This window comes from Allobosea sp. RCC_152_1, from assembly GCF_041360765.1.
GTDB classification, from domain to species: domain Bacteria; phylum Pseudomonadota; class Alphaproteobacteria; order Rhizobiales; family Beijerinckiaceae; genus Allobosea; species Allobosea spartocytisi.
Map to the genome: position 1 here is coordinate 868,996 of NZ_JBFUPU010000002.1, position 26,217 is coordinate 895,212.

Below are 26,217 nucleotides of genomic sequence, written 5' to 3' on the forward strand. Positions count from 1 at the left end.
GCTAACGGCCCTGAGGCCGGCAAAGTCACTTCACGAAGGTCCCGTGCAGTTCGTCCTCGATATGCACGCGGATGATCTCCTCGAAATTCGACTCCGCCTTGAAGCCGAGCGCCAGCGCGCGCTGGGGGTCGAAATTGCGCGGCCAGCCGGCGACGATCCCATCGATCACCGGATCAGGCACCCGCTTGATCCGCTTCACGACGTTCTCGCCCGCAACCTTGCGCAGCGTCTCGATCTGCTCGGCAACGGTGCAGGAATAGCCCGGCATGGTCAGCGCCCGGCGCGGGCCGATTGCCGTGGTGTCCATCGTCGCGGCATGGACGAGGAAGCCGACGGCCGAACGGGGCGAGGCGTGCCAGTGCCGCACCTGGTCGGAGACCGGCAGCACGGCCTCCTCGCCGTTCAGGGGCTCGCGGATGATGTTGGAAAAGAAGCCCGAGGCCGCCTTGTTCGGCTTGCCCGGCCTCACGCAGATCGTCGGCAGGCGGATGCCGATGCCGTCGAAGAAGCCGCGCCGCGAATAGTCGCAGAGCAGAAGCTCGCCGATCGCCTTCTGCGTGCCGTAGCTGGTCAGCGGCGTGGTGAAGAACTCATCCTCGATCTTGTCGTGGAAGGGCGCACCGAACACCGCGACGGAGGAGGTGAAGACGAGGCGCGGCGTATAGCCCTCGATTCGACGGATCGCCTCGAACAGGTAGCGCGTGCCGTCGAGATTGATCCGATAACCCTTGTCGAAATCGGCCTCCGCCTCGCCGGAGACGATCGCCGCAAGATGGACGATCAATTCGGGCCGCGTCGCGATCAGCGTCTCGGCCGCGCCCTCGACCGACAGATCGGAGACCACCGCCTCGAAATCGAAGGGCGCAGCCGGCGGCGGTGAGGCCGGCACGACGTCCTGCGCCGTCACGCGGGTGACCGGCTTGCCGCCCAGCCCGCCATCGCGCGCCAGCCGCTCGATGAATTTGCGCCCGACCATGCCGGCGCCGCCGAGAACGAGGATATGCACCCTGACCTCCCTTGAGTTTTTGTGTGCGCGTCAGAGCGCGAAGCCGCCATCGGCGAGGTGGATCTGGCCGGTGGTGTAGCTCGCTTCGTCGGAGGCGAGATAGACCGCGAGCCAGGCGATCTCCTCGGCCGTGCCGAGCCGGCCCATCGGCTGGCGATCGATGAAGGCCTGCCGCGCCGCAGCCTCGGTGACGTTGGTCGCCGCTGCCAGATCCTTGATGCGCTGGTCGAGCGAGGGCGACTGGATCGTCCCCGGGCAGATCGCATTCGAGCGGATGCCCTTCTTGATGAAGTCGGCCGCGACGGCCTTGGTCAGCCCGATCACGGCCGCCTTGGTCGCGCCATAGGCATAGCGGTTCGGGATGCCGCGCACCGAGCCGGCGCCGGAGGCGATGTTGACGATCGAGCCTGCGCCCTTGGCCAGCATGCCCGGGAGGAAAGCCTGGATCGTGCGGTGCATCGCCTTGACGTTGAGGTCGAAGGAGAAGTCCCAGGCCTTGTCGTCGGTGTCGAGCACCGTGCCATGATGGACGAAGCCGGCAGCGTTGACGAGGATGTCGATCGGCCCGACCTTCTCGGCGAAGGCGTTGACGGCCTTGGTCGAAAGCACGTCGAGCTTGCGCTTCTTCGCCTTCGGAATGCCTTCGAGCAGGGTGACGTCCTTGTCCGTCGCCCAGACCGTGGCGCCTTCCGCCACGAAGGCCTCGGCGATCGCACGGCCAATGCCCTGCCCCGCAGCGGTGACCACCGCGACCTTGCCCTTCAAACGACCCGCCATGCCTTCGTCCTCTTTTTAGCCGGCTTTGGAAAATGTCTTGCGCATATGGGTGAGGCGCCGGTCGGCCATGTCCTCATGATGCGTGATGGTGAAACCGAGACGCTCATACCAACCGATGCGCTGGCTGAGCTTCGCGTGCGTATAGAGATGGATCGAGGCGTAGCCGAGCACCTTCGCCCGCTCCTCGGCAAAGTTCATCAGCGCCGCGCCGAGCTTGCGGCCCGCGGCCTGCGGCGAAACCGCAATGCTCCAGATCGTGAAATCCTCCGGCTCGATCTCCAGCACCAGCGCGGCATCGAGCCCCGCTTCGCCATCGAGCAGCCAGACCTCGTGCTTGGCCAGCACCTCGTGATAGTCCGCGAGGCGCGGCAGCGAGGGCACGCCGATGATCGCCTCGTTCGGCAGATAGGCTGCCTCCGTCAGCGCGACGATCGCCGGAATATCGGCAGGCGCGGCGCGGCGCGGCGTCATCGTCAGGCCTGGACCTTGGCGAGATCGGTGAGCGACGCCTTCTGCTGGCCCTGCGCATCGAAATTGTCGGGCGCGAGCCAGGCCTGGAAAGCGCGCGCACGCGCCGGCCACTCGGAATCGATGATGGAGAACCAGGCCGTATCCCGGTTCGCGCCCTTCACCACCATGTGCTGGCGGAACAGCCCCTCATACTGGAAGCCGAAGCGCAAAGCCGCGCGCTTCGAGGGCTCGTTCAGATTGTTGCACTTCCATTCATAGCGGCGATAGCCGAGCGAGAAGCCGTAATCGCCGACGAGATAGATCGCTTCCGTCGCCACCCGCGTACGCTGCAGCGCCGGCGAATAGGTGATCCAGCCGACTTCGAAGACGCCTTGCTCGGGGCGGATCTCCATGATCCAGAGATGGCCCTTGGCCTTGCCATCGGCCTTGTCGATCACCGCGAGCGGCACGATGCCGGCTTTCGCTACCATCGATTCGAGCAAAGCGCGGTATTCGTCCTTGCTCTTCGGCGGCGCGGCCGGCAGCCAGTCCCAGATCTGATCGTGGCCGGTCGTCGCGGCCCAGATGTCGTCGAGATGCCTGCCGACGTCGAGCGGCTCCAGCCGGCAATAGCGCCCTTCCAGCACCTTCGCCGGCGGGAACGGCACGGGCTTCCAGTTCTGCAACGAGGTCATGACTTTCCCTTTTCCCGCCAGCCGGTCAAATCCTGCCGGATGTCCCAGCCCGCGCCCAGCTCGCGTGCGATCGCATCCGCGATGGCGTGCCCTTCGGCCTCCCAGGCCAACCGCTCGACCTCGCTTGGGAAATCGGAGGCCGCCTCGTCGTCTTCGTCATAGATCGCGTCGAAGGAATCCATCCAGGCTTCGAGCCGGTCGGCAAGCTTCTCCGACAATCCAATATCCTCGGCATCGACAGCCTTGCGCTTGCCCTTGGCGTCGATCTGCCAGAGCCCGCTATGGCCAAGCCACTCCGGCGCGATCAGCAGCACGCCGCTCACGAACGCGCCTCGAGATCCCCACGGAAGAAGGGATTGAGCGGCGCCGAGGGGCCATTATTGGCGAAGCCCTTGAAGCTGCCCTCCTCGGCGATCAGCCGCGTCGCCTCGATGAAGGCGGCCCAGGCCGCCCGCGCCAGCGCGCCGCCGATCGAGATACGCCGCGCACCGGCCGCCGCGATATCGGAGACGGTTAGCCCGAAATCGCCATAGACCAGCGCATTGACCGGCTTGCCGCCGGCCGCATCGACGATCGTGCGGATGTCGTCGGTCGTCTTCGGGCCCGGCGCGTAGAGCACGTCGGCGCCCGCCGCCGCATAGGCCTCGATGCGGCGCACCGCTTCCTTCAGCGGCTCGGGATGGCCGGTCAGGAAGCATTCGGCGCGCGCCGTCAGCAGCACGCCCGAGCCGGTCTCGTCGATCGCCTTGCGCGCCGCCTTCACCCGCGCGACCGCAAGCTCGAACGGATAGAGCGGCTCTGCCTCGCGGCCCGTGGCATCCTCGATCGAGAGCCCGGCGACGCCGGTCGCGACGCAGAGCTTGACGTTGGCCCCGACGCCATCGGGCGTATCGGCATAGCCGTTCTCGAAATCGGCATTGACCGGCAGGTCCGGCACCGCCTTCACCAATTCGGCGAGATGGGCGAGCATCATGTCGCGCGGCACATCCTGATCGGCCCGCGCTTGCGTGAAGGCGAAGCCCGCGCTGGTCGAAGCCAGCGCCTTGAATCCCTGCCCGCGCAGCCAGCGCGCCGAGCCGAGATCCCAGGGGTTGGGCATCACGAAGCAGCCGCTCTCATGCAGCTTGCGGAAAGTTTCGACCTGCGGGGAATAGCTCATTTTAAATCGTTTCAGATCAGCGGGAGCTGCGGGCTGGCATAGTGTCGAGCGCCGGCCCGTTTGTCAGCCCCATCCGCGCGCATTGGCAGGCGGGGGCCGTTGCGCGCGGCGAATGCCACCTGGTCCGTCATTCTCGGGCGATGCGAAGCAGCGACCCGAGAAACTCTGACCGGAGCAGGCACTGGAGCCTCTTCGTCGAGAGATGCTCGGGTCTTCGCCCGAGCATGACGGCGCCTGTGGCGCCTCGCTCAATGATTGTCGCGCGGAATACCGAATTTCTTGTTGATCTTCTGGTACTTGACCGCCGGTTTCAGCACCATGCCCTCGGAGAGCTCATCGACGATCTTGCGCTGGATCTCCTGCCAGGGCGTCTGGCTCTTCGGATATTTGTAGCCGCCCGCCGCCTTGAACGCGGCCTTGCGCTCGGCCAGTTCCGCCTCGGAGATGAGGATGTCGGCCGTCCGCTTCTTCAGGTCGATGCGGACCTTGTCCCCCATCTTGAGGAGCGCGAGCCCGCCGCCCGTCGCCGCTTCCGGCGAGGCGTTGAGGATCGAGGGCGAGCCCGAGGTGCCGGACTGGCGCCCGTCGCCGACGCAGGCGAGCGCGGTGACGCCCTTCTTGATGAGATAATCCGGCGGCCGCATGTTCACGACCTCCGCCGCGCCGGGGTAACCGATCGGCCCCACGCCGCGGATGAACAGGATGCAGTGCTCGTCGATGGCGAGCGCCGGATCGTCGATGCGGTGGTGGTAGTCCTCCGGCCCGTCGAAGACGATGGCGCGGCCCTCGAAGGCCATCGGGTCCTTCGGGTTCTCCAGATAGCGCTTGCGGAATTCCGGCGTGATCACGCTGGTCTTCATGATCGCCGAGTCGAACAGGTTGCCGGAGAGGTTGAGGAAGCCAGCCTCCTTCTTCATCGGCGCGTCATAGGTCTTGATGACCTCGCGATCGCCCGAGAAGGCCCCGGCGCAGTTCTCCTCATGGGTGCGGCCATTCGCGGTGATGGCGGGCTTGAGCTTGCCCTTGGCGAGCAGCTCCGCGATCACTGCCGGCAGGCCGCCGGCGCGGTAATAATCCTCGCCGAGATATTCGCCGGCCGGCTGCATGTTGACCAGCAGCGGCGTGTCGTAGCCGATCTTCGTCCAGTCCTCGTTGTCGAGCTTGACGCCGATATGCTTGGCGATGGCGTTGACGTGGATCGGCGCATTGGTCGAGCCACCGATCGCCGAGTTGATGACGATGGTGTTCTCGAAGGCCTCGCGGGTCAGGATGTCCGAAGGCTTCAGATCCTCCCAGACCATCTCGACGATGCGCTTGCCGGTGAGATAGGCCATCTCGTAGCGGTCGCGGTAGGGCGCGGGGATCGCGGCAGCGCCGGGCAGCGTCATGCCCATCGCCTCGGCCAGCGCGTTCATCGTCGAGGCCGTGCCCATGGTGTTGCAGTGGCCGGCCGACGGTGCCGACGACGCGACCAGGTCGACGAAGCCCTTATAGTCGATCTCGCCGGCGGCCATCATCTGGCGCGCCTTCCAGACGATGGTGCCCGAGCCGGTGCGCTCACCGCGGAAGGAGCCGTTCAGCATCGGCCCGCCCGGCAGCGCGATCGCAGGGATGTCGACCGTCGCGGCAGCCATGATCTGCGCCGGTGTGGTCTTGTCGCAGCCGGTGGTCAGCACCACGGCATCGAGCGGATAGCCGTAGAGGATCTCGACGAGCGAGAGATATTGCAGGTTGCGGTCGAGCGAGGCGGTCGGGCGCTTGCAGGTTTCCTGGATCGGATGGATCGGGAACTCGAAGGGAACGCCGCCCATCTCGCGAATGCCGTCGCGGATGCGCGGGGCGAGCTCGAGATGATGCCGGTTGCACGGGGCGATGTCGGAGCCGGTCTGGGCGATGCCGATGATCGGCCGGCCGGACTGCAACTCCTCGCGCGACAGGCCGAAATTCATGGTGCGCTCGATATAGAGCGCGGTCATGTCGGCATTGGCGGGGTTATCGAACCAGGCTTTCGAGCGGAGCTGTTCCGGTTTGATGCGCCGCTTTGCCTTGCGCTTCGCAACCGCCACCGGGCGGTCCTGCCGCGGCACATTGCTCTCCGGGGTCTTTGCCATCGAACGCTCCTCTCCCGCGCTGCCGTCAAGGCCTTGCGGCAGCGCCTTTTCTTAGAATGATTTGACGATTATCCGGTCCGGCCCCTTCGCCCGCAAGAGGGCCCGTCACGATAAATCATACTATTTTTCATGCGCGCCTTGCATGGTCGGGGCGCGACCGACCGCGCGGGCTTGCATCGCAGCGCCCTTTCCGGCGAAGACTGTGGCCTAAGGCCGCTGGCAAGCAGGCCGCCGGAAACGATCACGCCCGAGGCCATCATGACCCTCCATGTCGCCCCCGCCTTCGCCCGAATCGGCGAGGAGAACGCCTTCGCCGTGCTGGCACGGGCGACGGAACTGCAGCGGCAGGGCAAGGACATCATCAATCTCGGCATCGGCCAGCCCGATTTCGCGACGCCGGAGCATATCGTCGAGGCGGCGGTGAAGGCGCTGCGCGACGGCCATCACGGCTACACCCCGGCGAATGGCATCCTGCCGCTGCGCGAGGCCGTCGCTGCCGATCTGCACAAGCGCTTTTCCGTGGAGGTCTCGCCGGAGAACGTGATGATCGTGCCCGGCGGCAAGGTCACCATGTTCATGGCGATCCTGATGTTCGGCGAGCCCGGCGCGGAAATTCTGTATCCCGACCCCGGCTTCCCGATCTACCGCTCGATGATCGAATACACTGGCGCGACGCCGATCCCGGTGCCGGTCCGCGAGGAGAACGGCTTCGCCTTCTCCGCCGAGGAGACGCTCTCGCTGATCACGCCGAGGACGCGCCTGCTCATCGTCAATTCGCCGGCCAACCCGACCGGCGGCGTCACGCCCAAGAGCGAGGTCGACAAGCTCGTCGCAGGCCTGGCGAAGTTTCCCGACGTCGCGGTCATGTCGGACGAGATCTACGACCAGATGGTCTATGACGGCGAAAGCCACGTCTGCCTGCTCAGCTATCCCGAGATCCGCGACCGGCTGATCCTGCTCAACGGCTGGTCGAAGACCTACGCCATGACCGGCTGGCGGCTGGGCTACTCGGTCTGGCCGAAGCCGCTCTACGACAACGCCCGCAAGCTCGCGGTCAACTCGCATTCCTGCGTCAACGCCCCCGCGCAATGGGCGGGGCTGGCGGCGCTGACCGGCCCGCAGGATGCCGTCCACGCCATGGTGGCCGAGTTCGACAGGCGCCGGAAGGCGGTGGTGAAGGGGCTGAACGGCCTGCCCGGCGTCTCCTGCGCCGTACCGAAGGGCGCCTTCTACGCCTTCCCGAACGTCTCCAGGACCGGCTGGAAAGCGAAGAAGCTCGCCTCCGCCCTGCTGGAGGATGCCGGCGTCGCCACCATCGGCGGCCCGGATTTTGGCGTCCATGGCGAGGGCTATATCCGCCTCTCCTATGCCAACTCGCTGGAGAACATCGAGAAGGCGCTGGAACGGATGCGCGCTTTCCTCGAAAGCCGGCAGGTGGCCTGAGCATGATAACCTGCCATCTGCGCTATATCGTCGATCCCTATCAGCTTCCGGCCTTCGAGGCCTATGGCAAGCTCTGGATCCGGCTCGTCGAGAAGTTCGGCGGCGTGCATCACGGCTATTTCATGCCGTCGGAAGGAACCTCCAACGTCGCGCTGGCGATGTTCAGTTTCCCGTCGCTCGCAGCCTATGAAGAGTATCGCGAGCGCGCAGCCACGGACCCGGAATGTCAGGCCGCCTTCGCGATGAACGAAAAGGACCGCTTCATCGTCAGCTATGAGCGCTCCTTCTTCCGGCCGGTTTTCGAGGATGACCGCGGCGCGTCCCGCGCTCCCTCGGAACGCCGGACGAACGCCGTGACCGCATGAGCTATCTCTACCTGGCCATCGCCATCGTCAGCGAGGTGATCGGCACCTCGGCGCTGAAGGCCTCGAACGAGTTCACGCGGCTGGTGCCGTCTCTGATCACCGTCGCGGCCTTCTTCTGCGCGTTTTATTTCCTGTCGCTGTGCCTGCGGACGATCCCCGTCGGCATCGCCTATGCGATCTGGTCGGGCGTCGGGATCGTGCTGATCAGCCTGATCGCGCTGGTGCTTTTCGACCAGAAGCTCGACCTGCCCGCGCTCGGCGGCATGGCGCTGATCGTCGCCGGTGTCATGGTGATCAACCTGTTCTCGAAGTCGGCGGCGCATTGAAGGCTTGCTGCCGGGCGTCATTCTCGGGCGAAGCACGGCTTCGACCCGAGAATCTCATGACGGGAAGGCTCTTGTTTCAGAGATGCTCGGGTCAAGCCCGAGCACGACGGCAGATCCCGTCAGTTCCGAGCCGCGCTCGCCGTCACGCCCGGGTCGACCTTGAAGCTCGACGCCTCGATCACCGCCGTGCCAATCATCGTCTTCACCGAGATGCGCACCGGCACCATCACATCGGTGCCCGCCACGGGCGCGAGCCAGGTGGTGATATCCTTGTTCTCGGCCATGAACTTGGTGCTGGGCCGGAGCGCCCGGTGGCCGGCGATGGGGACATAGCGCGCCTGGCAGATCGAGACCGGCCCGCTATAGCCGTCGAGCTTGACGTGGCGGGTGCCCGCGCTCGAGAGCTTGATGTCGTAGCGCGCCGCGCCGTCGAAGATCGGCAGGGTGCGGTTGCAGGCGTCCTTACCCTTGCCGTTGACCGGCATGATGAAAGCGCTGAGCGGGTCGACGATGTTGCGCTTGTTGCCATCGGTCAGCGGCACGCGATCCGGCTTCTCGTCGATCGGCGGCTCGATGTCGATGCCGGCGACGCTGTTGTCGGCGAGCGCCATCCGCACGGTGCGGCTCTCGCTGGAGTTGGCCGCGCTCACAGCGAAGGTCTTGGGCGAGAGCTTGCCGCCGACGAGCGCCCCCGTCGCGGCGCCCGAGCCGCGGCCGCCGGTCACCCCGCCGACCACGCCGGTCAGCTTGGCGACGAGGTCGAGCTTGTAGTTGGCGCCGTCGATGCTGCCGCTCAGGCCGGCCTTGCCGAAGGTGATGCCGAGCAGCGAGACATCGTATCTGGCGTCGAGCGACGCCGCCTCCACCGCCGCGGTGGCGAAAGAGATCGAGAGGATCAGACCTGCCAGGGACGATGCGACGGCGGGCTTCATCCAGTTCCTCCGGAGCGGCGCGATCATGCCGCGACATGCATTGTGAATCGGTCCGAATCGTGACCGCAGCGCCGCCCTCGGGCAGCTTTCCGATGAAAGCATCCGGCCCGGCGCTTTACGATCCCTTAACGCTGATGGATTGCCATCGCGGTGCTTGGAGTTTTTCTTGACGTGGCTCACAGCCTTGGCTATGGAACCGCCAACTCAATTTGACTTCCGGTGCTCGATGGCCGGCACGTCGCGTGTCGGCATTTTTATTTGAGCGAACCGGGGATGCAAGGAACGATTGCCATGGCCCGCCGTTGCGAACTGACCGGGAAAGCCACCCAGAGCGGCCACCTCGTCAGCCACTCGAACCGCAAGACGAAGACCGTCTTCCGCCCGAACCTCGTCAATGTGACGCTGCAGTCGGACGCGCTCGGTCGTTCGGTGCGCCTGCGCATCTCGGCCAACGCCCTGCGTTCGGTCGAGCATCGCGGCGGCCTCGACGCCTTCCTGCTCAAGGCTGCGGCCGACGACCTCTCGGTCGGCGCTCTCGGCCTGAAGCGCGACCTCGAGAAGAAGCTCGCTGCCAACTGAGCGGGTTTTCATCTCGGGTTTGAACGAAGCGGCCGCAAGGCCGCTTTTTTCGTTGGCGAATGAGGCGTCATTCTCGGGCGAAGCGTAGTGCAGACCCGAGAATCTCGGGACGAGAAGGCATCGGAACTTCATTCGGCAAGAGATGGTCGGGTCAAGCCCGACCATGACGCCCACTATGCGACCAGCTCGAATTCCAGCAGCAGCGTGCGCTGCAGGATCGAGAAATTATCGTCCGAGATCAGGGTGAGAATCGTCCGCCCCTGATCCAGATGGACAGAGAGCCCTTCCATATTGTCGATCTCAAAACCGAGATCGGCCTCGATCAGGTAGGGCCCGTCGAGCAGCGCGCCGGGCTTGAGGTCGCGCCCGGCGATTCGCCGGATCCGCATGCCGACGCCACGCCACGGCCTGTACCAGCGCTCCAGCACCAGCATGTCGCCGGAGGGCAGGAAGGCGAGATCGGTGATGTCGTAGCCGTCATGGCGCACGACCTTGAACAGCCCCGGCCGGCCGGGGCTCAGGATCACCCCCAGCGTCGGCTCGTTCTCGCGGCCGGAGCGCTCGGCGATCGCGACCACGGTGCCGGCAAGCGGCCCCGCCGGCACCACGCCGACCGCCTCCAGGCTGCGGTTGCTCGGCAGGCGCTTGACCTCGGGCGGCACCGGCAGCGAGCGCGCCCGCGCCTCGACGCCCTCCCCGGCCCAGTCGAAGCGCAGCACCTCATGCGTGCGCTCGACGCCGACATAGGCGACGCCACCGGCAATCGCGAGGCTCTCCGTGTCGAAGGAGCGCGTGCGCGCCAGCGGCCGCCCCGAGGCGCCGAGGATGGGTGCCATCTCGGCGCTCCCCAGCCCGACCGGCCGCCCAGCGTCCGAGGCGACCTTCGCCGTCAGCCAATAGCCGCGATCACTGACCGAAACGAGTTCGCGCCCATCGACGGAACGCCACAGCCCGGAGAACCCGCCGAAGCGCGGATGGCTGCAGGACAGCACGAGCCCGCCGCGAAACTGCAAGGCGCCGAAGCGCCGCTTCTCCGGGCTGCGCGGCTCGAAGGCGGCGATGCGCCGCGCGCCGATCTCGACGGAAAAGCGATTCTGCTCGATCGCTTGCGCCGCCGGTGGCAGCGCGAGCGAACCCAGCCCTGCCAGCAGGCCACGACGGCTAAGGCGCATCAGTGCAGGCGGCGCGAGCCGGAAGCGGATCCGGAAGCCGGGCCATCTTCCTCGAACAGCTCTGCGAGCTTCTCGGTCATGACACCGCCGAGCTCCTCGGCATCGACGATGGTGACGGCGCGGCGGTAATAGCGCGTGACGTCATGGCCGATGCCGATGGCGATCAGCTCGACCGGCGAGCGCGTCTCGATCTCGGCGATGACATGGCGCAGATGCCGCTCCAGATAGTTGCCGGCATTGACCGACAGCGTGGAATCATCGACCGGCGCGCCGTCCGAGATCACCATCAGGATCTTGCGCTGCTCGGGCCGGCCGAGCAGGCGCTTATGTGCCCAGTCCAGCGCCTCGCCGTCGATATTCTCCTTGAGCAGCCCCTCGCGCATCATCAGCCCGAGGTTCTTGCGGGCACGGCGCCAGGGCGCATCGGCGGCCTTGTAGATGATGTGCCTGAGATCGTTCAGGCGGCCCGGATTGGCCGGCTTGCCCGATTGCAGCCAGGCCTCGCGCGACAACCCGCCCTTCCAGGCGCGCGTGGTGAAGCCGAGCAATTCGACCTTGACGCCGCAGCGCTCCAGCGTCCGCGCCAGGATGTCGGCGCAGGTCGCCGCGACCGTGATCGGCCGGCCGCGCATCGAGCCGGAATTGTCGATCAGCAGCGTGACGACCGTGTCGCGGAAATTCACATCCGATTCCTGCCGGAAGGAGAGCGGCTGGAACGGGTCGATGATGATGCGCGGCAGCCTAGCCGGGTCGAGCGCACCCTCCTCCAGGTCGAACTGCCAAGAACGGTTCTGCTGCGCCATCAGGCGGCGCTGCAGCCGGTTTGCAAGCCTCGCGACGACGCCCTGCAAATGCGCGAGCTGCTTGTCGAGATAGGCGCGCAGGCGGGTCAGCTCCTCGGCGTCGCAGAGCTCCTCGGCCGTGACGATCTCGTCGAACTTGACCGTATAGGCCTTGTAGTCCGTCGCCAGGCGGCCGTCATTCTTGCCTTCGCGCGGGCGTGGCGCCTCGCCGGCCTCCTCGGATTCGGAGTTCTCGTCCTCCTCCTCCCAGTCGCCCGCCGGCGCGTCGGATGATTCGGAGGCGCCCTCCTGCAATTCCTCGGTCGCATCCTCGCTGACCTCGACCTCGGAGCGGTCGGAGCCGCTCTCCTGGTCGGACTCGCCTTCCTGCTGCTGCTGATCCTCGGAGGACTGATCCTGATTGTCCTCGTCCTCCTCGGATTCGTCGCCCTGCGCGCTCTGGTCGGCCATGTCGAGCGCCGCCAACATGTCGCGCACCGTGCGGGCGAAGCCGCGCTGGTCCTCGATGGTCTTCGACAGCCGGTCGAGATCGTCCCCGGCCTTGGCCTCGATCTGCTCGCGCCAGAGCTCGACGATCTTTTCGGCCGCCTTGGGCGGCTTCAGCCCCGTCAGCCGCTCGCGCACCATGAGCGCCACCGCATCCTCGAGCGGCGCATCGGCCCGGTCGGTGATCTCCTCATAGCGCCCGCCGCGGTGATAGCGGTCCTCCAGCATCGCGGAGATGTTGCCGGCCATGCCGGACATGCGCCGCGCGCCGATGCACTCGACCCGCGCCTGCTCGACCGCGTCGAAGACGGCGCGCGCCGCATCGCCCTCCGGCGCGGCGCGGCGGTGGATCGCAGCATCATGGCAGGCGAGGCGCAACGCCATCGAATCGGCGTGCCCGCGCAACACCGCGACATCGCCGGCCGTCAGCTTGCGCGGCGGCTCGGGCAGGCGTGCCCGCTCGCCGACCAGAGAAGGCTTGTCGGCGGCGAAGACGATTTCCATCTCCGGCTTGCGCGCGATGGCCTTCATCGCACCGGAAATCGCCCGCTTCAGCGGCTCGGCCGGGGCTTCCTTCGGCGTTCCGGGCTTGCGGTTCGAGATGCTCATAGCGCCTTCGTGAAATGATGCAGCGTTTGACCGGCCACCGGATAGTTCTCCATCCGACCGCACTCGCGATAGCCCAGCTTGGGGTAGAAATCAGGAGCCTGGATGCTCATCGTCGAGAGATAGACGCCATGTGCGCCATAATCCCTCGCCCGCTGCTCGGCCTCGGCCATGATGGCCGCGCCCTGTCCCGCACCGCGCTGGCTTTCGTCGATCCAGAACAGGTCGACATGGAGCCATTCCCACTTCAGCTCGCCGACCAGCCCACCGAGGATCGCGCCATCCGCATCGCGCAGGCTAATCGTCAGCGGCTTGCCGTTGCGCGGGCCGACCCTCGACTGGTTATGGGCGCTCAGGCCGCGCAACACCGCGGCACGCGTCTCGTCCTGCTCGGGCTCGACCGTGATCGCGACCATCGCTCCCCCTAGCGCGAGCGCCCGTCATAGGCCGTCGGCGACAATTCGGTCGGCTCGACGCCGACGAGGCAGCGCACATTCACCGCGACCATCGGCGTGCCGTCGGGCCCATTCGCCTTGGCAAAGGATTCGATGCCGCAGCTCTCGCAGAACAGATGCTGGATCTTCTGCGTATGGAAGCGGTACTCGGTCAGCGCATCCTCGCCCTTGGTCAGGGCAAATGAGCTCGCGGGCGAGAACGCGAGAATCGAGCCACGGCGCTGGCAGTAGGAGCAGTTGCAGGTGAGCGTCTGCCCGAGATCGGCCTCGACCTCGTAGGCGACCCGCCCGCAGTGGCAGCTTCCCTGATACTGCGCCATGGCGCGCGTCCTCTCGTTAGCTCAGCACCACGTTCGCGGCGCTCTCGGGCAGTTCCTTGCCGAAGGAGCGCTGGAAGAACTCGGCCACCAGCGTGCGCTCCATCTCGTCGCACTTGTTCAGGAAGGTGACGCGGAAGGCGAAGCCGATATCGCCGAAGATCGCCGCGTTCTCGGCCCAGGTGATGACGGTACGCGGGCTCATCACGGTCGAGAGATCGCCGTTCATGAAGGCGTTGCGGGTGAGATCGGCGACGCGGACCATCTTGTTGACGATGTCCTTGCCCTCCGGGCTCTTCTGGTAGTGCTTCGACTTCGCCAGAACGATCGCGACCTCGTTGTCATGCGGCAGGTAGTTCAGCGTGGTCACGATCGACCAGCGGTCCATCTGGCCCTGGTTGATCTGCTGCGTGCCGTGATAGAGGCCGGACGTGTCGCCGAGGCCGACCGTGTTGGCGGTGGCGAACAGCCGGAAGGCCCCATGCGGGCGGATGACGCGCTTCTGATCGAGCAGGGTGAGCTTGCCGGACTGCTCCAGCACGCGCTGGATCACGAACATCACGTCCGGGCGGCCGGCATCGTATTCGTCGAAGACCAGCGCGATGTTGTTCTGCAGCGCCCAGGGCAGGATGCCGTCCTGGAACTCGGTGATCTGCTTGCCTTCCTTCAGCACGATCGCGTCCTTGCCGACGAGGTCGAGGCGCGAGACATGGCTGTCGAGGTTGACGCGCACGCAGGGCCAGTTCAGCCGGGCGGCGACCTGCTCGATATGGGTCGACTTGCCGGTGCCGTGATAGCCCGAGATCATGACGCGGCGGTTATGCGCGAAGCCGGCGAGGATCGCGATCGTGGTGTCGCGATCAAAACGGTAATCCGGGTCGAAATCCGGCACATGCGGATCGGCTACCGAAAAGGCCGGCACCTCGAGGTCTGTGTCGATCCCGAAGGTCTGGCGCACCGACAGCTTCATGTCGGGCAATCCGGGCGCGGTCGTCGTCGTCATCATCGTGTCTCCGGGCGCAGGGCCTTGACCGGAAGTTGCCGGTTACCCAGTGCCGACCGAGGAGGGAGGCGGATCATCCCTCATTAGAGCGAAAGACCGGAAGCGGCAATTCGCAAAGCTGCACCCCAGCCCACGCAAAGGGCATGCCGGCTCAGTGTCCCGGACATCTCAACGCCGCTCCCGCAGCAGCCGTTTCACCGCCGCGACGGCGCGTCCTCCATCATCGGGCCGAAACCCGCCGGCCGGAACGGGCCGCCCGATCTGCGTCTCGACGGCGCGAGCCAGCCCCTCGGCCGTCAATGGCTCGGCGCCCGACAGCCGCAGGCACAGGGCAAGCCCGGCCCGTTCCAGCGCCTCGGCCCGGACAGCCTGCTCCGTCTCCGCCCCCGCATCGAAAGGCACGACGATGGCCGGCCTCCGCGCCGCGATCAGATCGAGCACAGTGTTGTAGCCGGCCTGGCTGATCGACAGCGCGCAGCCGGCGAGCAAAGCGGGGAAATCGGGCCGCGCGCGTTCGACGATGGCATGGTCCGGCGCCCCGGCCATCAGGCGCCCGAACGCCTCCTCCGACACGCCGCGCCCGACGAGAATGCGCCAACGCCGCGTCGCCGGCCCCAAACGCGCGGCGGCGAGAGCAAGCTCGAACAGCGGCATGGCCGCAGCCGAACCGCCGCCGGAGACGACGATTTCGCCCCTCCCCTCCAGGCCTTCATCCTGAGGAGCCATTTCGCCGGAGATGGCGTCTCGAAGGACGCTTGGAGCAGGCTTCGGCCTGTCCGCGAGATAGCCCGTATAGCGCAGCTTGGCCCTGAGCCCGGCATCGACCGGCCAGGATCGATCCAGCGGCAGGAAATCGTCCTCGCCATGGACCAGCACGGCATCGAACAGCCCTGCGATACGCTCATGCGCCTCGGCGATGCGCTTGGGCTTAGGCGTCACCAGCACGTCCCGCACCGAGGCCAGCACCAGAGCAGCCGGGTTCGCCGCCTTCGCGGCCGCAATCGCAGCCAGGAATTCCTCAGCCAGTTGCCGGCGGCCGAAGGGGAAATGCTCGGTGACGACGACGTCCGGCCGCAAACGCGCCGCCAGCGCTTCCAGCATGGCGATGCGCGCGGCCATCCGCCCGGCCTCGACTGGCCGCCCCGCCCCATCGAGCAAGCTGCGGAAATCGACGCCCTCGGTCCTGACCGGCGGCAATTGCACGAAAGCGAAGGGCTCCCCCTCCATCGACCGCAGCGTCATGCCGCCGCTGGCGAGCGTCACCGCGAAGCCGCCGCGCACCAGTGCCCGGGCCAGATGCGCCGCCCGCACCAGATGCCCGCTGCCAAGCAGATGCGTGACGACGATCAGGACCGTGCCGCTCATGCGCCCTCGCCCGACGAGGCCCGCAGCATGCCGGCGATCCGGTCCAGCCCGGCGGCGGCCGAGAAGGATGTCGTCAATCGCAGGAAAGCGGCCTCCCCCAGCACCGCGCGCTTCTCCGGCGAGCCGGCGAGTTCAGCCAGCGCCATCGCCAATCCATCGACATCGCCGGGCGGCACGAGCAGCCCTTCGACGCCCGGCCGCACGAATTCGGGGATGCCGGCGAAATCGGTCGCGACGATCGGCAGCTTCTGGCTCGCCGCCTCCATCACGACATTGGGCAGGCCGTCGCGGTCGCCATCCCCCGCCTGTTTGGAAGGCAGCACGAAGATATCGGCCTCCTGCAAGGCGGCGATCACCTCGCCCTGCGCCTTCGGCCCCGCCCAGATGATCCGGTCCACGAGGCCCAGCGCCTGCGCCTGTTGCTTGAGCGCCTTCAGCATCTCGCCGCCGCCGATATGGGTCAGCCGCCACTGCAGCACGCTGGGCAGCCGTGCCAGCGCGTTCAGCAGATCGTCGAAGCCTTTCTTGGCGACGGCGCGCCCGACCGTGACAAAACGCACCGGATCGGCCGCATCCGATCCATCACGCAGCGAACGGGCGACGGGCGCCGGAAAGCGCGTGAGCTCGAGCCCGTGATAGACCAATGCGACCTTGCCGGGCGGATCGGAGAGCCTCTCCAGCTCGCCATGCCCATCCTGCGTGCAGGTGACGCCCCAGGCGGCATCAGCGATCTTCTCGCGCTTCTCCCAGTCGGGCGTCGTCCAGATATCCTTGGCGTGAGCGGAGAAGGACCAGCTCAGGCCGCGCAGCAGCGCCGCATAGCGGATGACCGAGGCCGGCGTGTGCAGATAATGCACATGCAGATGCCGGATATCGGCGGGCAATTCCCGCGCCATGACGCAGGCTTGGCCAAAGCGGCGCCAGCGGTTGCGCGTGCGGTCGCGGGCGAGATCGCGCAGGAAGACCGGCAGCAGCCGCACCAACCCCCGCCGCAGCAGCGCGGCAAGGATGCCGCGCATCACGCGCGCCCATTCGTCATGCAGATATTCCGGCAGATAGCGCAGCGGCGCCGTGATCTGCTTGTGCATCAGATGCCGGTCAGCATCGGTCGGGTGGCGCAGCGACCAGATCTCGAAGGGGACGTCGCGCTGCTGCAATCCCAGCAGTTCCTGCGCGATGAAGGTTTCCGACAGGCGCGGATAACCTTTCATCGCGATCGCGATGCGCGGCGGAGCAGAACGGCTCATCGCCGGCCGATCAGCATGAAGCGGGTGTAGTTCTTCGTCGGCCGCGCTCCGGCGAAGCAGATCTCCGCCAATCCCGCCTGCTCGCGAAAGGCTTCGAGCGAAGGCACGCAGCTGCGATGATCGGGCTCCCGATAATAGTCGTTCGACTGCAGTAGCAGCGGCAGCCCGGCCGGCAAGCTCGCAAGCCAGCCCGGCACGTCGTCGAGATGCTCGCAGCTCGTGTTGACGACGAGTCCCGGTGCCGGCGAAAGCGCGGCGAAATCCAGCTCCGTCATGTCGGCGGTCACGGCCCGGAAGCGGCCGGTGGCGACATGGCGATGGTTCAGCGTCTCGGCCACCGGCGCGCAGGTGGGATCAATGTCGAGGCTGACGACCTGCCCGATATCGAGCCGGTCGTCGTCGAGCAGCAGCGCGCCGAGCACGCCATACCAGGCGCCAAGCACCCAGACCGGGCCATCGGGCCGCGGCAAGGTCTCGGCCAGTGCCTCGACCAGCCACTGCTTCGAGGCGATCTGCTTATGGTTGCAGGCGATCGAGAGGTCGGGCGGCGCGTCCTTGCCGTAGAGCCGGGCGATGTCGCCGACGATACGGTTGCCCGACAGGGCCGCCATGCCCTTCAGCAGGTCGTGGAAAGCCTCGACGGGCGGTTCTGGCGTCATGGTTCGTTCGGATAGGATGAGGGCGGGCGGACCATAGAGGCGGTCATGACCCATGGATAGGGGGCGCGAAAGCCCGAGCCGGCAGGCTCAGGGCGCGGGCGGCTTCGGGCGCGCAGCGTCGGAAGCCCCCTCCGGTCCTGCCTCTGCGACCGCAGCCACCTCGCCGCCGGCCGTGGCGCCCGACGGGGCCGCCGCAACGGCCGCGCTCTCCCGCTTGCGCTTGGCGATCTCGGGCGCGCTGGCGAAGCCATAGGCGATGAGGGGCTTCTCGCGCCCCTTGATCGCGATCTTGAGAGCGGTCGTGCCGGCATAGCTGCGCCCGCTCGCCCGGATGGCGTCCTCCGAGACGACGACATCGGAGAGCACCCGGCGCGTCGCCGATTCGAGCTGGCTCGCGATCATCACCGTCTCGCCGACCGTGATCTCGCGCCGGCCGAGATTGTCGTTCCCGACCGCACCGGTGATGGCGTTGCCGGTGTGGATGCCGATGCCGATCCTGAGCGGCAAAGGCAGCGCGGCGCCGAACTCGCGGTTGAGCGCCTCGACGGCGCGCACGATGTCGGCCGCGGCCGCGATCGCCGCCTGCGCCGCCCTGGCCTGTGAGCCCTCCAGACCGAACACCGCCATGAAGCCGTCGCCATAGAAGGCGTCGATGCGTCCCTCATGGGCGGTGATCGCCTGGCCCATCTCGTCGAAGAAGCGATTCAGCAGGCCGATGAGCTCCTGCGGCAATTGCCGTTCCGACAGGGCGGAGAAGGCCCTGAGATCCGCCACCACCACGGTCAGATCGCGCTTGCCCATGGTCGCGTCCGGCTCGAGGCCGCGCCCCGGCGCGGCGTTGAGGCGCGAGGCGAGCAGGATCTGGACCTGGAGATCGTCGCGCGGCCGGATCTGGCATGCCAACCTGACGCGATCGGGCGCCGAGATTCGCCGCAGCAGCTTGGCCTCGTTGGCCGTCGGCGGCGGCAGGGTGTCCGCGCCGTCGATCACCAGGACGCGGCAGGTGGCGCAGCGCGCCCTGCCGCCGCAGAGCGCCGCATGGGGAATGCCGAAACGGCGGAACATCTCCAGCACGGTCGGGCCCGGAGCCAATCGCCGCGTGCCGTGCCCGACGAAGCGCATCGTGATCTGCCGCGTGGTCCGCACCCTGATCTCGCGCGCGCCGACGAACAGCACGAAAGAGCCGACGAGGCCGTAGAACAGCCCCTTCGCCCAGGTCACGTTGAAGTCGAACATCGACTCCTGCGCCTGGCTGATCCGCTCGGGCGGCAGCGCCATCTGCAACGCCTCGCGCGCACCGACCGCGAAGCCGATCAGCGCCAGCAGCGGCACCAGGATCGCCGCCAGCAGGAAGACGTCGCGCCAGTGCCGGTAACTGTCCCGCGAGCGCAGCAGGAAATGGATGCCGATCATCCCATGCGTCCAGACCAGCAGAAGCAGGAGGGACTGCGACAGGGCCAGGCGCGGCCACAGCCGCCGCAGCATCGAATGATAGCTCTCGTCGACCTGAAAATAGGCCCCCATCACCCGCGTGCTGATGATGTGATCGACGAGCAGCAGCGGGATCGCGAGGCCGAGCGCGATCTGGAGCATCTCCCGGACCGGCATCTTGAAGGTGCGGCGCTGCGCGACCCGCACCAGTGCGAAGAGCGGATGGACGATGAAGGAACCGTAGAGCGCCACCGTGCCGGGCCAAGTGTGCCAGAACCAGTAGCGCCAGTTCTGCACCGCCTCCATGGCCTGCAGCCCGAAGATGCCGACGGCGTGATTGATGAAATGCGTGGTCGCGAAAGCCAGCAGGATCAGCCCGGAAACCAGGCGGATGTCGCGGCTCCAGGACGATACTTGCTGCATGCCGGCGTCCATGGCTGCCCGCCTGGCGCCGGCGATCTGTGGCAAACTCATACGCTGGCCTGCTTCATAAAACCGGTTCGTCCTCGTGCAGCAGGACGTTTGCCAGGCGCGCCACGCGGTCGGCCAGATCCCGGCAGATGGCAAGGCTGAACTCCGGCACGGTCTGCAGCAGCTCGAAGAACAGATCCTTCGGGATCCGCAGGGCCAGCACGTCGGAGCCGGCCGTGACCTTGCCGAGGAAGCGCTTGCCGCTCAGCAGCGAGACGTCGCCGATGATGCTGCCCGCCTCCTTCTGGAAGCGGCGGCCGCCGCCGTCCTCGCGCTTCTGCGAGAACTCGACTTCACCCCGGAGGATGACATAGACCCCGTCGGGCCGGTCCTGGTCGCGGACGAGCAGCGTTCCGGCGGGAAAGCTCAGCCGCTCGCCCATCAGCGCCACGAGCTTGAGGCGGGACGGCGGCAGCTCGCGGAACAGCGGCAGTTCACGCAGGCAGGCGATATCGGTTTCGAGCGTCATGACCGTACCTCCATCCGCTGGACGTCCTCGAAGCGAGGCGGCTGCCGGCCGGCATCGTTCGCCGCCTCCGGCAAGGCTCCAGCCTCGACCGAGCCGGTCGAGCCGTGGAAGACCACCCGCAACGGAACGTCCTCGACCAGATTAGCATCTCCCACAAGAAGAAACAGCGTCATGCCGCTGCAATAGCCGCGCAGGCGGGCGACGATGCCGGCGGGATCGTCCGATATCGCCAAAAGCCCGGTGACGTCGAGCACCGCGATCTGCGGCGCCTTGATCAGGGCCTGCATCAGCGGGATCGCCTGGCGCAGCCGCGCCGGCAGGTAACGCCCCCGGATGCCGCTTTCCGTGTCCAGCCCCAGGCGATAGAGCGCGCCCTCGAGCCCGGCGCGCGACAGCGCCCGATGAACCACATCGGCGACCTTGCGCTCGGCATCGACCACCCCGTAGCCGATACGGCCGAACAGCAGGTTGTCGCGCACGCTGGCGCCGAACATCACCTTGTCGGGGTCGTAGAAATCGACATCGTCCACCGCATTGGCCGGCAGATGCTTGCGGAAGCTGGCGCGGGCCCGCAGAATCCGCCTTTGCAGGCGCTGGTCGATCAGGTTCAGCCTGTGCTTGGGCTCGATATAGCCGAGTGCAAGCGCGACGAGATCGCGCTCGCTCTCCTGATCGAGCGGCGAGCGCATGTCCTGCTTCGCCAGGATATCCGAAAGCTCGCCCAGCCGCTCCAGCTCGAAATTGGCCCCGAAGGAATAGCGCTCGAACAGCGCATGGCCCTGCGGCAGCCCTGCGAAGATTTCGACCACGGTCGCGACGATCCGCGCCCCGATCTCCGCCAGCGGCTCGATCAAGGCCTCCGCCTTCAGGATCGCATGGGCGTAGGGCTCGAACAGCAAGGTCGCATTGTCGAAGCGCGGCGTCGTCCGCGTCCCGAAGATCAGGTTTTCCGCCACGCTCGCATTGGCGTTGTAGCGATCGGCGACGAAGGGCTCGATCAGCTCGCCGAGATCGGTGCGCGCGAGCTCGTGGGCGACCGCGCGACGCGCCTCGATCAGGCGCTGCGTCCCCTCCTCGCTGAGCGGCGGCATCACCTTGCCGCCGAGGCCGAGGCTGTAGACGTCCTCGGTGCAGCCCAGCACGTCGAGGAGCTCGCGCACCCGCTTGGCGAGCGCGCCCCGGTCGCCCAGGCCCGCGCCGTCGTAATCGGTCCAGTCCGCCTCGAAGGGAAAGGGTGAATTGCCCGAGCGTATCGCCTCGACGAAGTGGCGATGCTCGGCCGGCGTGACCGCCCCCGCCGGCTTCAGGGTCGGGCGGTGCCGCTGCAGCGGCAGCAGGATGTTGTCGCGCATCGACCCCGCGATGATCTCGGCCTCGTCGCCGGCATAGCCGATGATGTGGCTCGCTCGCTCGACCGACATGGTCGCGAGCGGCTCCCCGTCGATCAGGACGCGGCCGGTATAGTTGGTGGCCTGGCGGCCGAGGATGCGCCCGAGCACATCCTTGCCGCCGCCATGGGGCCCGACGACCGCGACGATGCCGGGGCGTGGCACGCCGAAGGAGAGCGGCGTCAGCAGGGGCTGGCCGCGATTGTCGAGCAATTGCAGCGCCTCGACCTGGACCTCGCCAGTCGCCGGCAGCGGCGCCACCGCCTTCTCCTCGTCGAGCACCAGCGTGTCGTCGCTGTTGAACTGCGAGATGACCTGATCGTATTTGATGGTGACGTCGTTGCGCTGCTGATCCCAGTCGATCAGTTCCTTGATCGGCGGCGGCAGGTCGCGATAGGCGGCGATCACGGCGACGAGCTGGCCGATGTCGAGCCGCCCCTGCAACGCGAAATAGCCGCCGATCGCGTAGAAGAAGAACGGCGTGACCTGAGCCAGCAGGTTGTTCAGGAACTTGACCGCGAATTTGCGCTTGTAGAGCGCGTAGCGGATGTCGAAGAGACGCCCGAGCCGCCCGGCGATGTCGGACTGGACATAGGCCGTCGCGCCATGCGCCTGGATCATCGGACCGGCATCGACGATCTCGCCGATGCGCCCGGCGAGCTGGCGCGAGACGATCTGCCGCTGGCGCCCGAGCCGAAGCTGCTCGCGCCGCAGGATCGGGATGATGATCGCCTGCGCCAGAACGATCAGCAGCGCGATCGAGCCCAGCCAGAAGCTCTGCGCCATGATGAAGACGAGCGCCGTCAGCGCCTGGCTGAGCAGGAAGACCGGCTGGATGAAGGCGTCGCCGACGAAGCTGCCGACCGGCTCGACCTCGTCCTTGATCATGCTCGCGATCTCGGCCGGCTTGACCGCCCGGATATCCTCCGGCCGGAAGCGCATGAGCTGGCTGAAGAGGTCGTAGCGCATGCGCCGCAGCATGCGCTCGCCGAGGATGCCCTTGCGCACGTTGATGACGTATTTGAAGGCGCCGTTGATCAGGACGAGCAGCAGGAAATAGCTGGAAAGCCCGATCAGCAGGCCGAGCTGCCCGACCTGGAAGCCCTCGAACAGCTTGACGCTGGCGCCGCCCAGCCAGGACGGCAGGCGTAGCGTGAGGTCCATCAGGGTCGCGGTGGTGTGGCCGCCCTTGAAGGCGCCGCCCTGGATCGCGTCGTTGACGATGCGCTTGGGAACGTCGAACGAAGCCCAGTTGAACGGGATCGACACGAGGATAATCGCCAGGACGACGATCTGCTCGCCGCGACTCTTCTGCCAGATGTAGCGGAAAAGGTTGGGCTCCAAAGGAGACGATCCTGTTCGGCGCGGACACGCGCCCGATTGTATTATGCCCCGCAGACCGCACCCCGCGGGTGTCCATATATGGTTAGTACGCGGTGCTGTACAATGTGCGTCGGTTAGCGGCGAAAGCGTGGATCGGCGACGGGGCCGGTCGCATGCGGGGGGATATATGGGCGATCTTGCCGTCAGGCATCGGCTCGGGCGCGCGGCGTTGCTGTCGCTGCTCCTGCTCTCGGCGGCACAGCCCGCTGCGACGACACCCCCGACCGATCCGGCCGACTTCGTCCTGACCGATGGCTTCGAGCAGCGCGGTTTCGCGCCCGAAGGCGGCCTTTTCTACAAGGACAACCCCGAACAGCGTGGCGGGCAGGTTGTTTTCGGCACGCGCTCGCCCTTGCGCGGGCGGGGCGAGCTGACCCTGACGGCGATGCCGTCCTGCGATCCGCGCGCCAGGGCCTGCAGCGAGCGCGCCGAAGTCTGGGAGCGCCCGGAGGTTCTCGCCTCCTACTCGCGGACCGTCTGGTACGGCTTCGCCATGCGGCTGAACGATCCGCTGCCGCAGGATGATCGCAGATATGTGATGGCGCAGTGGAAGCGCGAGATCCTGCGCGACGCGCGAGGCGACTTCTCGCCCTTCCTGGCCCTGCGGCTCTACCGGGGCCGTCTCGGCTTCACCGTCGAGACCGACCTGGTCGAATCCTATCCGATCGGCGGCCCGCAGCGCCCGCAAGGCTGCCTGCCCGGAGAGGCGCGCGTGCTCAGCCGACCGCAGGTCCACCAGACACGGGCGCTGGTCGCCATCGAGAGCGGCTCGGTGCCGGAGGAATATCCCTCCTATTTCGGCGCCTGCGCCCCCGGAATCCGGGTGACGCGCCATGCCGACCTGCCTGCGGCCCAGAAAGGCTGGATCGATTTCGTGGTCCGCTCGCAGCCCGGCCCGTCCGGCGACGGCCATATCGAGATTCTGGCCGACGGCATCCCGATCGTCACGGTCAAAGGTCACATCGGGCACGCGGCACCGGGCCTCGACCGTAATCAATATTTCAAATTCGGTCCCTATCGCGCCCCGAACGTACAGCCCTGGAGCATCAGCTACGACGATTTCCGCCGCGGCCCGCGTTGCAGCGATGTCATCCGCGCCGGCCAATGTCCGTCCGAGTGATCCGGCCTGCCGAAAGCCATTGGCAAGACGGAACTTTCGACGTCTAGTGACGTCAGGTGAGGGTAAGGACCTCCCGAGGGGAAGTACAAGTTCGGTTCATGGACATTCTTCGCGTTAGCGATCTGCGTATCGGTTTCACGGTCCACGGCCTCGCCCGCGACGTGGTGAAGGGCGTCGGCCTGCGTGTTCCCGCCGGCAAGACGGTCGCGCTGGTCGGCGAATCCGGCTCGGGCAAATCGGTGATCTCGCAGGCGATCATGGGGCTGCTGCCGCGCGCGGGCTCCGTCACCGGCGGCGAGATCCTGTTCCGCGACCCGCTCGCGCCCGACGCCGTGATCGACATCGCCGCCCTGCCAAGGGAAGGCCCGGGCATCCGCGCGCTGCGCGGCGGCCGCATCGGCATGATCTTTCAGGAGCCGATGTCCTCGCTCTCGCCGGTCCACACCATCGGCAACCAGATCGAGGAAGCCCTGCTCCTGCACCGCCCGATGCCGAAGGCGCAGGCACGCGAGCTGATCGAGGCGATGCTCAAGCGCGTCGGCTTCAAGAACCCGCATCGCGCCTCCGGACTCTACCCCTTCGAATTGTCCGGCGGCCTGCGCCAGCGTGCCATGCTGGCGATGGCGCTGATCTGCCAGCCGGCGCTGCTCATCGCCGACGAGCCGACCACCGCCCTCGACGTCACCATCCAGGCCCAGGTCCTCGACCTGATGCGCGATCTCCAGGCCGAGATGGGCATGGCGATCCTGCTGATCACCCACGATCTCGGCGTCGTCGCCAACATGGCCGACGAGGTCGTCGTCATCTTCCACGGCGAGATCATGGAGCGCGGCCAGGTCGAGGACATCTTCAGGCGCCCGCGCCACCCCTATCTGAAGGCGCTGCTGAAAGCCTCGCCGCATTTCGACATGCAGGAGGGCGAGCGGCTCGTGGCCCTGCGCGAGGCACGGGCCCGCCCGCCCGCCGCGGCGAAGCCAGCGCCCGCGCCGGCCGCCGATGCGGCTCCGCTCCTGCGCGTGCGCAACCTGCACAAGACCTATGTCACCGGCTCGCGCGGCTTCTTCGGCAAGGGCAGCCTTTCCGTCGTCAAGGCGGTCAACGATGTCGGCTTCGATATCCGCCGTGGCGAATGCCTCGGCCTCGTCGGCGAGAGCGGCTGCGGCAAGACCACCGTCAGCAAGATCGTCATGCGCGCCGTCACCGCCGATTCCGGCGAGGTGATCTTCGATGACGGCCATCGGCGGACCGATGTGCTGGCGCTCGAGGGCGAGGCGCTGCGCGCTTTCCGCCCGCGCGTCCAGATGATCTTCCAGGACCCGGTCTCGTCGCTCTCGCCGCGCATGACCGTGAAGAGCATCCTGCGCGAGCCGCTGGTCATCCACGAGCGCGGCGAGGCGCCCGGACAGGCCGAGCGGGTCAAGGCGCTGATGCAGGATGTCGGCCTCGATACCCGCTTCCTCAACCGCTATCCGCATTCCTTCTCCGGCGGACAGCGCCAGCGCATCGGCATCGCCCGCGCGCTCGCGCTCGATCCCGACCTCATCATCTGCGACGAGCCGGTCTCGGCGCTCGACGTCTCAGTCCAGGCGCAGATCCTCAACCTGCTGAAGGACCTGCAGGCCGAGCGCGGCCTGACCTTCCTGTTCATCTCGCACAACCTCGCGGTCGTGAACTACATGGCCGACCGCATCGCGGTGATGGCCAACGGCCGCATCGTCGAGCTCGCGCCGCGCCACACGCTGTTCACCCGGCCCGTCCATCCCTACACCAAGGCGCTGCTGCGCTCGGTGCCCTTCGCCGATCTCGACCGCAAGCTCGACTTCAAGCTGGCCGCGCCCGGCGGCGCCTCGGACGATAGCGGCTGGGGCAGCGCCTTCAAGCACGGGGCGGACGACCGCGAGCTCACGCACCTGGCCCTCGGCGACGGCCATTATGTGCTGGCGCGGCCGAATGCCGATGTGAAGGAGCTGGTGTCGTGACGAAGCGCCGCCTTCCTCCG

General features: G+C 67.0%; 25 protein-coding genes. 6 read left to right on the top strand and 19 right to left on the bottom strand.

From position 1 onward, the window contains the following. Positions 1–25 precede the first annotated feature (25 nt). The 7 genes from denD to AB6806_RS10575 form a co-directional block, all read right to left on the bottom strand. Complete coding sequence (gene denD, locus AB6806_RS10545; protein ID WP_142022050.1) at positions 26–1,006, bottom strand: D-erythronate dehydrogenase; 981 nt, start codon at positions 1,004–1,006, stop codon at positions 26–28. 30 nt (positions 1,007–1,036) lie between these two features. After that, on the bottom strand, positions 1,037–1,783 hold the full coding sequence (locus AB6806_RS10550; protein WP_142022051.1) for an SDR family oxidoreductase: 747 nt from the start codon (positions 1,781–1,783) through the stop codon (positions 1,037–1,039). 15 nt (positions 1,784–1,798) lie between these two features. Next, positions 1,799–2,254, bottom strand: a complete 456-nt coding sequence (locus AB6806_RS10555; protein ID WP_142022052.1) for a GNAT family N-acetyltransferase — start codon at positions 2,252–2,254, stop codon at positions 1,799–1,801. A 2-nt stretch (positions 2,255–2,256) separates the two neighbouring features. Next, positions 2,257–2,928, bottom strand: coding sequence for a GNAT family N-acetyltransferase (locus AB6806_RS10560; RefSeq protein ID WP_133564775.1), 672 nt, complete (start codon positions 2,926–2,928; stop codon positions 2,257–2,259). Next, entirely contained in the window at positions 2,925–3,251 is a 327-nt protein-coding gene (locus tag AB6806_RS10565) for a hypothetical protein (protein ID WP_133564777.1), read from the bottom strand. Before AB6806_RS10565 ends, AB6806_RS10560 begins: the two co-directional genes overlap by 4 nt. Beyond that, positions 3,248–4,087 carry an isocitrate lyase/PEP mutase family protein gene (locus AB6806_RS10570; RefSeq protein WP_142022053.1) on the bottom strand — a complete coding sequence of 280 codons (840 nt, stop codon included), beginning with the start codon at positions 4,085–4,087 and terminating at the stop codon, positions 3,248–3,250. The genes AB6806_RS10565 and AB6806_RS10570 overlap by 4 nt, the downstream gene beginning before the upstream one ends. A gap of 248 nt (positions 4,088–4,335) precedes the next feature. After that, complete coding sequence (locus tag AB6806_RS10575) at positions 4,336–6,198, bottom strand: IlvD/Edd family dehydratase (protein WP_112763566.1); 1,863 nt, start codon at positions 6,196–6,198, stop codon at positions 4,336–4,338. 258 nt (positions 6,199–6,456) lie between these two features. Here AB6806_RS10575 and AB6806_RS10580 point away from each other — a divergent pair, with 258 nt between their 5' ends. From AB6806_RS10580 to AB6806_RS10590, 3 genes are read left to right on the top strand one after another with little or no spacing between them, the layout of a single operon-like run. Then, positions 6,457–7,641: a pyridoxal phosphate-dependent aminotransferase gene (locus tag AB6806_RS10580; RefSeq protein ID WP_113254962.1), complete on the top strand. Its 1,185-nt coding sequence runs from the start codon at positions 6,457–6,459 to the stop codon at positions 7,639–7,641. Positions 7,642–7,643: 2 nt separating this feature from the next. Continuing rightward, positions 7,644–8,006, top strand: a complete 363-nt coding sequence (locus AB6806_RS10585; RefSeq protein WP_133564782.1) for an NIPSNAP family protein — start codon at positions 7,644–7,646, stop codon at positions 8,004–8,006. Continuing rightward, positions 8,003–8,332 (top strand): DMT family transporter, encoded by a 330-nt coding sequence (locus tag AB6806_RS10590; protein ID WP_112763569.1) that lies wholly within the window; start codon positions 8,003–8,005, stop codon positions 8,330–8,332. Before AB6806_RS10585 ends, AB6806_RS10590 begins: the two co-directional genes overlap by 4 nt. A gap of 119 nt (positions 8,333–8,451) precedes the next feature. Here the strand turns inward: AB6806_RS10590 and AB6806_RS10595 are convergent, their stop codons facing one another. After that, positions 8,452–9,264: a DUF3108 domain-containing protein gene (locus AB6806_RS10595; protein ID WP_038364412.1), complete on the bottom strand. Its 813-nt coding sequence runs from the start codon at positions 9,262–9,264 to the stop codon at positions 8,452–8,454. A 291-nt stretch (positions 9,265–9,555) separates the two neighbouring features. On the opposite strand from AB6806_RS10595, the gene rpmB reads away from it, so the two are divergent. Further along, the gene (gene rpmB, locus AB6806_RS10600) at positions 9,556–9,843 is read left to right on the top strand and encodes a 50S ribosomal protein L28 (RefSeq protein ID WP_038363751.1); all 288 of its coding nucleotides are present in this window, start codon (positions 9,556–9,558) and stop codon (positions 9,841–9,843) included. 173 nt (positions 9,844–10,016) lie between these two features. Here the strand turns inward: rpmB and AB6806_RS10605 are convergent, their stop codons facing one another. The 11 genes from AB6806_RS10605 to AB6806_RS10655 form a co-directional block, all read right to left on the bottom strand. Further along, positions 10,017–11,015, bottom strand: coding sequence for an esterase-like activity of phytase family protein (locus tag AB6806_RS10605; RefSeq protein ID WP_142022054.1), 999 nt, complete (start codon positions 11,013–11,015; stop codon positions 10,017–10,019). Then, positions 11,015–12,913: a cobaltochelatase subunit CobT gene (cobT, locus tag AB6806_RS10610; protein WP_038363748.1), complete on the bottom strand. Its 1,899-nt coding sequence runs from the start codon at positions 12,911–12,913 to the stop codon at positions 11,015–11,017. The genes AB6806_RS10605 and cobT overlap by 1 nt, the downstream gene beginning before the upstream one ends. Next, on the bottom strand, positions 12,910–13,326 hold the full coding sequence (locus tag AB6806_RS10615; RefSeq protein ID WP_142022055.1) for a GNAT family N-acetyltransferase: 417 nt from the start codon (positions 13,324–13,326) through the stop codon (positions 12,910–12,912). The genes cobT and AB6806_RS10615 overlap by 4 nt, the downstream gene beginning before the upstream one ends. Positions 13,327–13,334: 8 nt before the next feature. After that, entirely contained in the window at positions 13,335–13,685 is a 351-nt protein-coding gene (locus tag AB6806_RS10620) for a GFA family protein (RefSeq protein ID WP_142022056.1), read from the bottom strand. Positions 13,686–13,701: 16 nt separating this feature from the next. Next, entirely contained in the window at positions 13,702–14,688 is a 987-nt protein-coding gene (cobS, locus tag AB6806_RS10625) for a cobaltochelatase subunit CobS (RefSeq protein ID WP_038363744.1), read from the bottom strand. Between the two features lie 165 nt (positions 14,689–14,853). Beyond that, on the bottom strand, positions 14,854–16,050 hold the full coding sequence (locus AB6806_RS10630) for a glycosyltransferase family protein (protein WP_370954569.1): 1,197 nt from the start codon (positions 16,048–16,050) through the stop codon (positions 14,854–14,856). After that, positions 16,047–17,297 carry a glycosyltransferase family 4 protein gene (locus AB6806_RS10635; protein WP_370954570.1) on the bottom strand — a complete coding sequence of 417 codons (1,251 nt, stop codon included), beginning with the start codon at positions 17,295–17,297 and terminating at the stop codon, positions 16,047–16,049. Before AB6806_RS10635 ends, AB6806_RS10630 begins: the two co-directional genes overlap by 4 nt. Further along, the gene (locus AB6806_RS10640) at positions 17,294–17,956 is read right to left on the bottom strand and encodes a class I SAM-dependent methyltransferase (protein ID WP_370954571.1); all 663 of its coding nucleotides are present in this window, start codon (positions 17,954–17,956) and stop codon (positions 17,294–17,296) included. Before AB6806_RS10640 ends, AB6806_RS10635 begins: the two co-directional genes overlap by 4 nt. A gap of 87 nt (positions 17,957–18,043) precedes the next feature. Then, complete coding sequence (locus AB6806_RS10645) at positions 18,044–19,861, bottom strand: adenylate/guanylate cyclase domain-containing protein (RefSeq protein ID WP_370954572.1); 1,818 nt, start codon at positions 19,859–19,861, stop codon at positions 18,044–18,046. A gap of 13 nt (positions 19,862–19,874) precedes the next feature. After that, on the bottom strand, positions 19,875–20,327 hold the full coding sequence (locus AB6806_RS10650; RefSeq protein WP_038363736.1) for a Crp/Fnr family transcriptional regulator: 453 nt from the start codon (positions 20,325–20,327) through the stop codon (positions 19,875–19,877). Next, positions 20,324–23,059, bottom strand: a complete 2,736-nt coding sequence (locus AB6806_RS10655; protein ID WP_370954573.1) for an ABC transporter transmembrane domain-containing protein — start codon at positions 23,057–23,059, stop codon at positions 20,324–20,326. The genes AB6806_RS10650 and AB6806_RS10655 overlap by 4 nt, the downstream gene beginning before the upstream one ends. 166 nt (positions 23,060–23,225) lie before the next feature. Here AB6806_RS10655 and AB6806_RS10660 point away from each other — a divergent pair, with 166 nt between their 5' ends. Together AB6806_RS10660 and AB6806_RS10665 are read left to right on the top strand one after the other, a co-directional pair. Continuing rightward, entirely contained in the window at positions 23,226–24,218 is a 993-nt protein-coding gene (locus AB6806_RS10660; RefSeq protein ID WP_370954574.1) for a heparin lyase I family protein, read from the top strand. 98 nt (positions 24,219–24,316) lie between these two features. Beyond that, complete coding sequence (locus AB6806_RS10665) at positions 24,317–26,197, top strand: ABC transporter ATP-binding protein (protein WP_370954575.1); 1,881 nt, start codon at positions 24,317–24,319, stop codon at positions 26,195–26,197. Positions 26,198–26,217 lie beyond the last annotated feature (20 nt).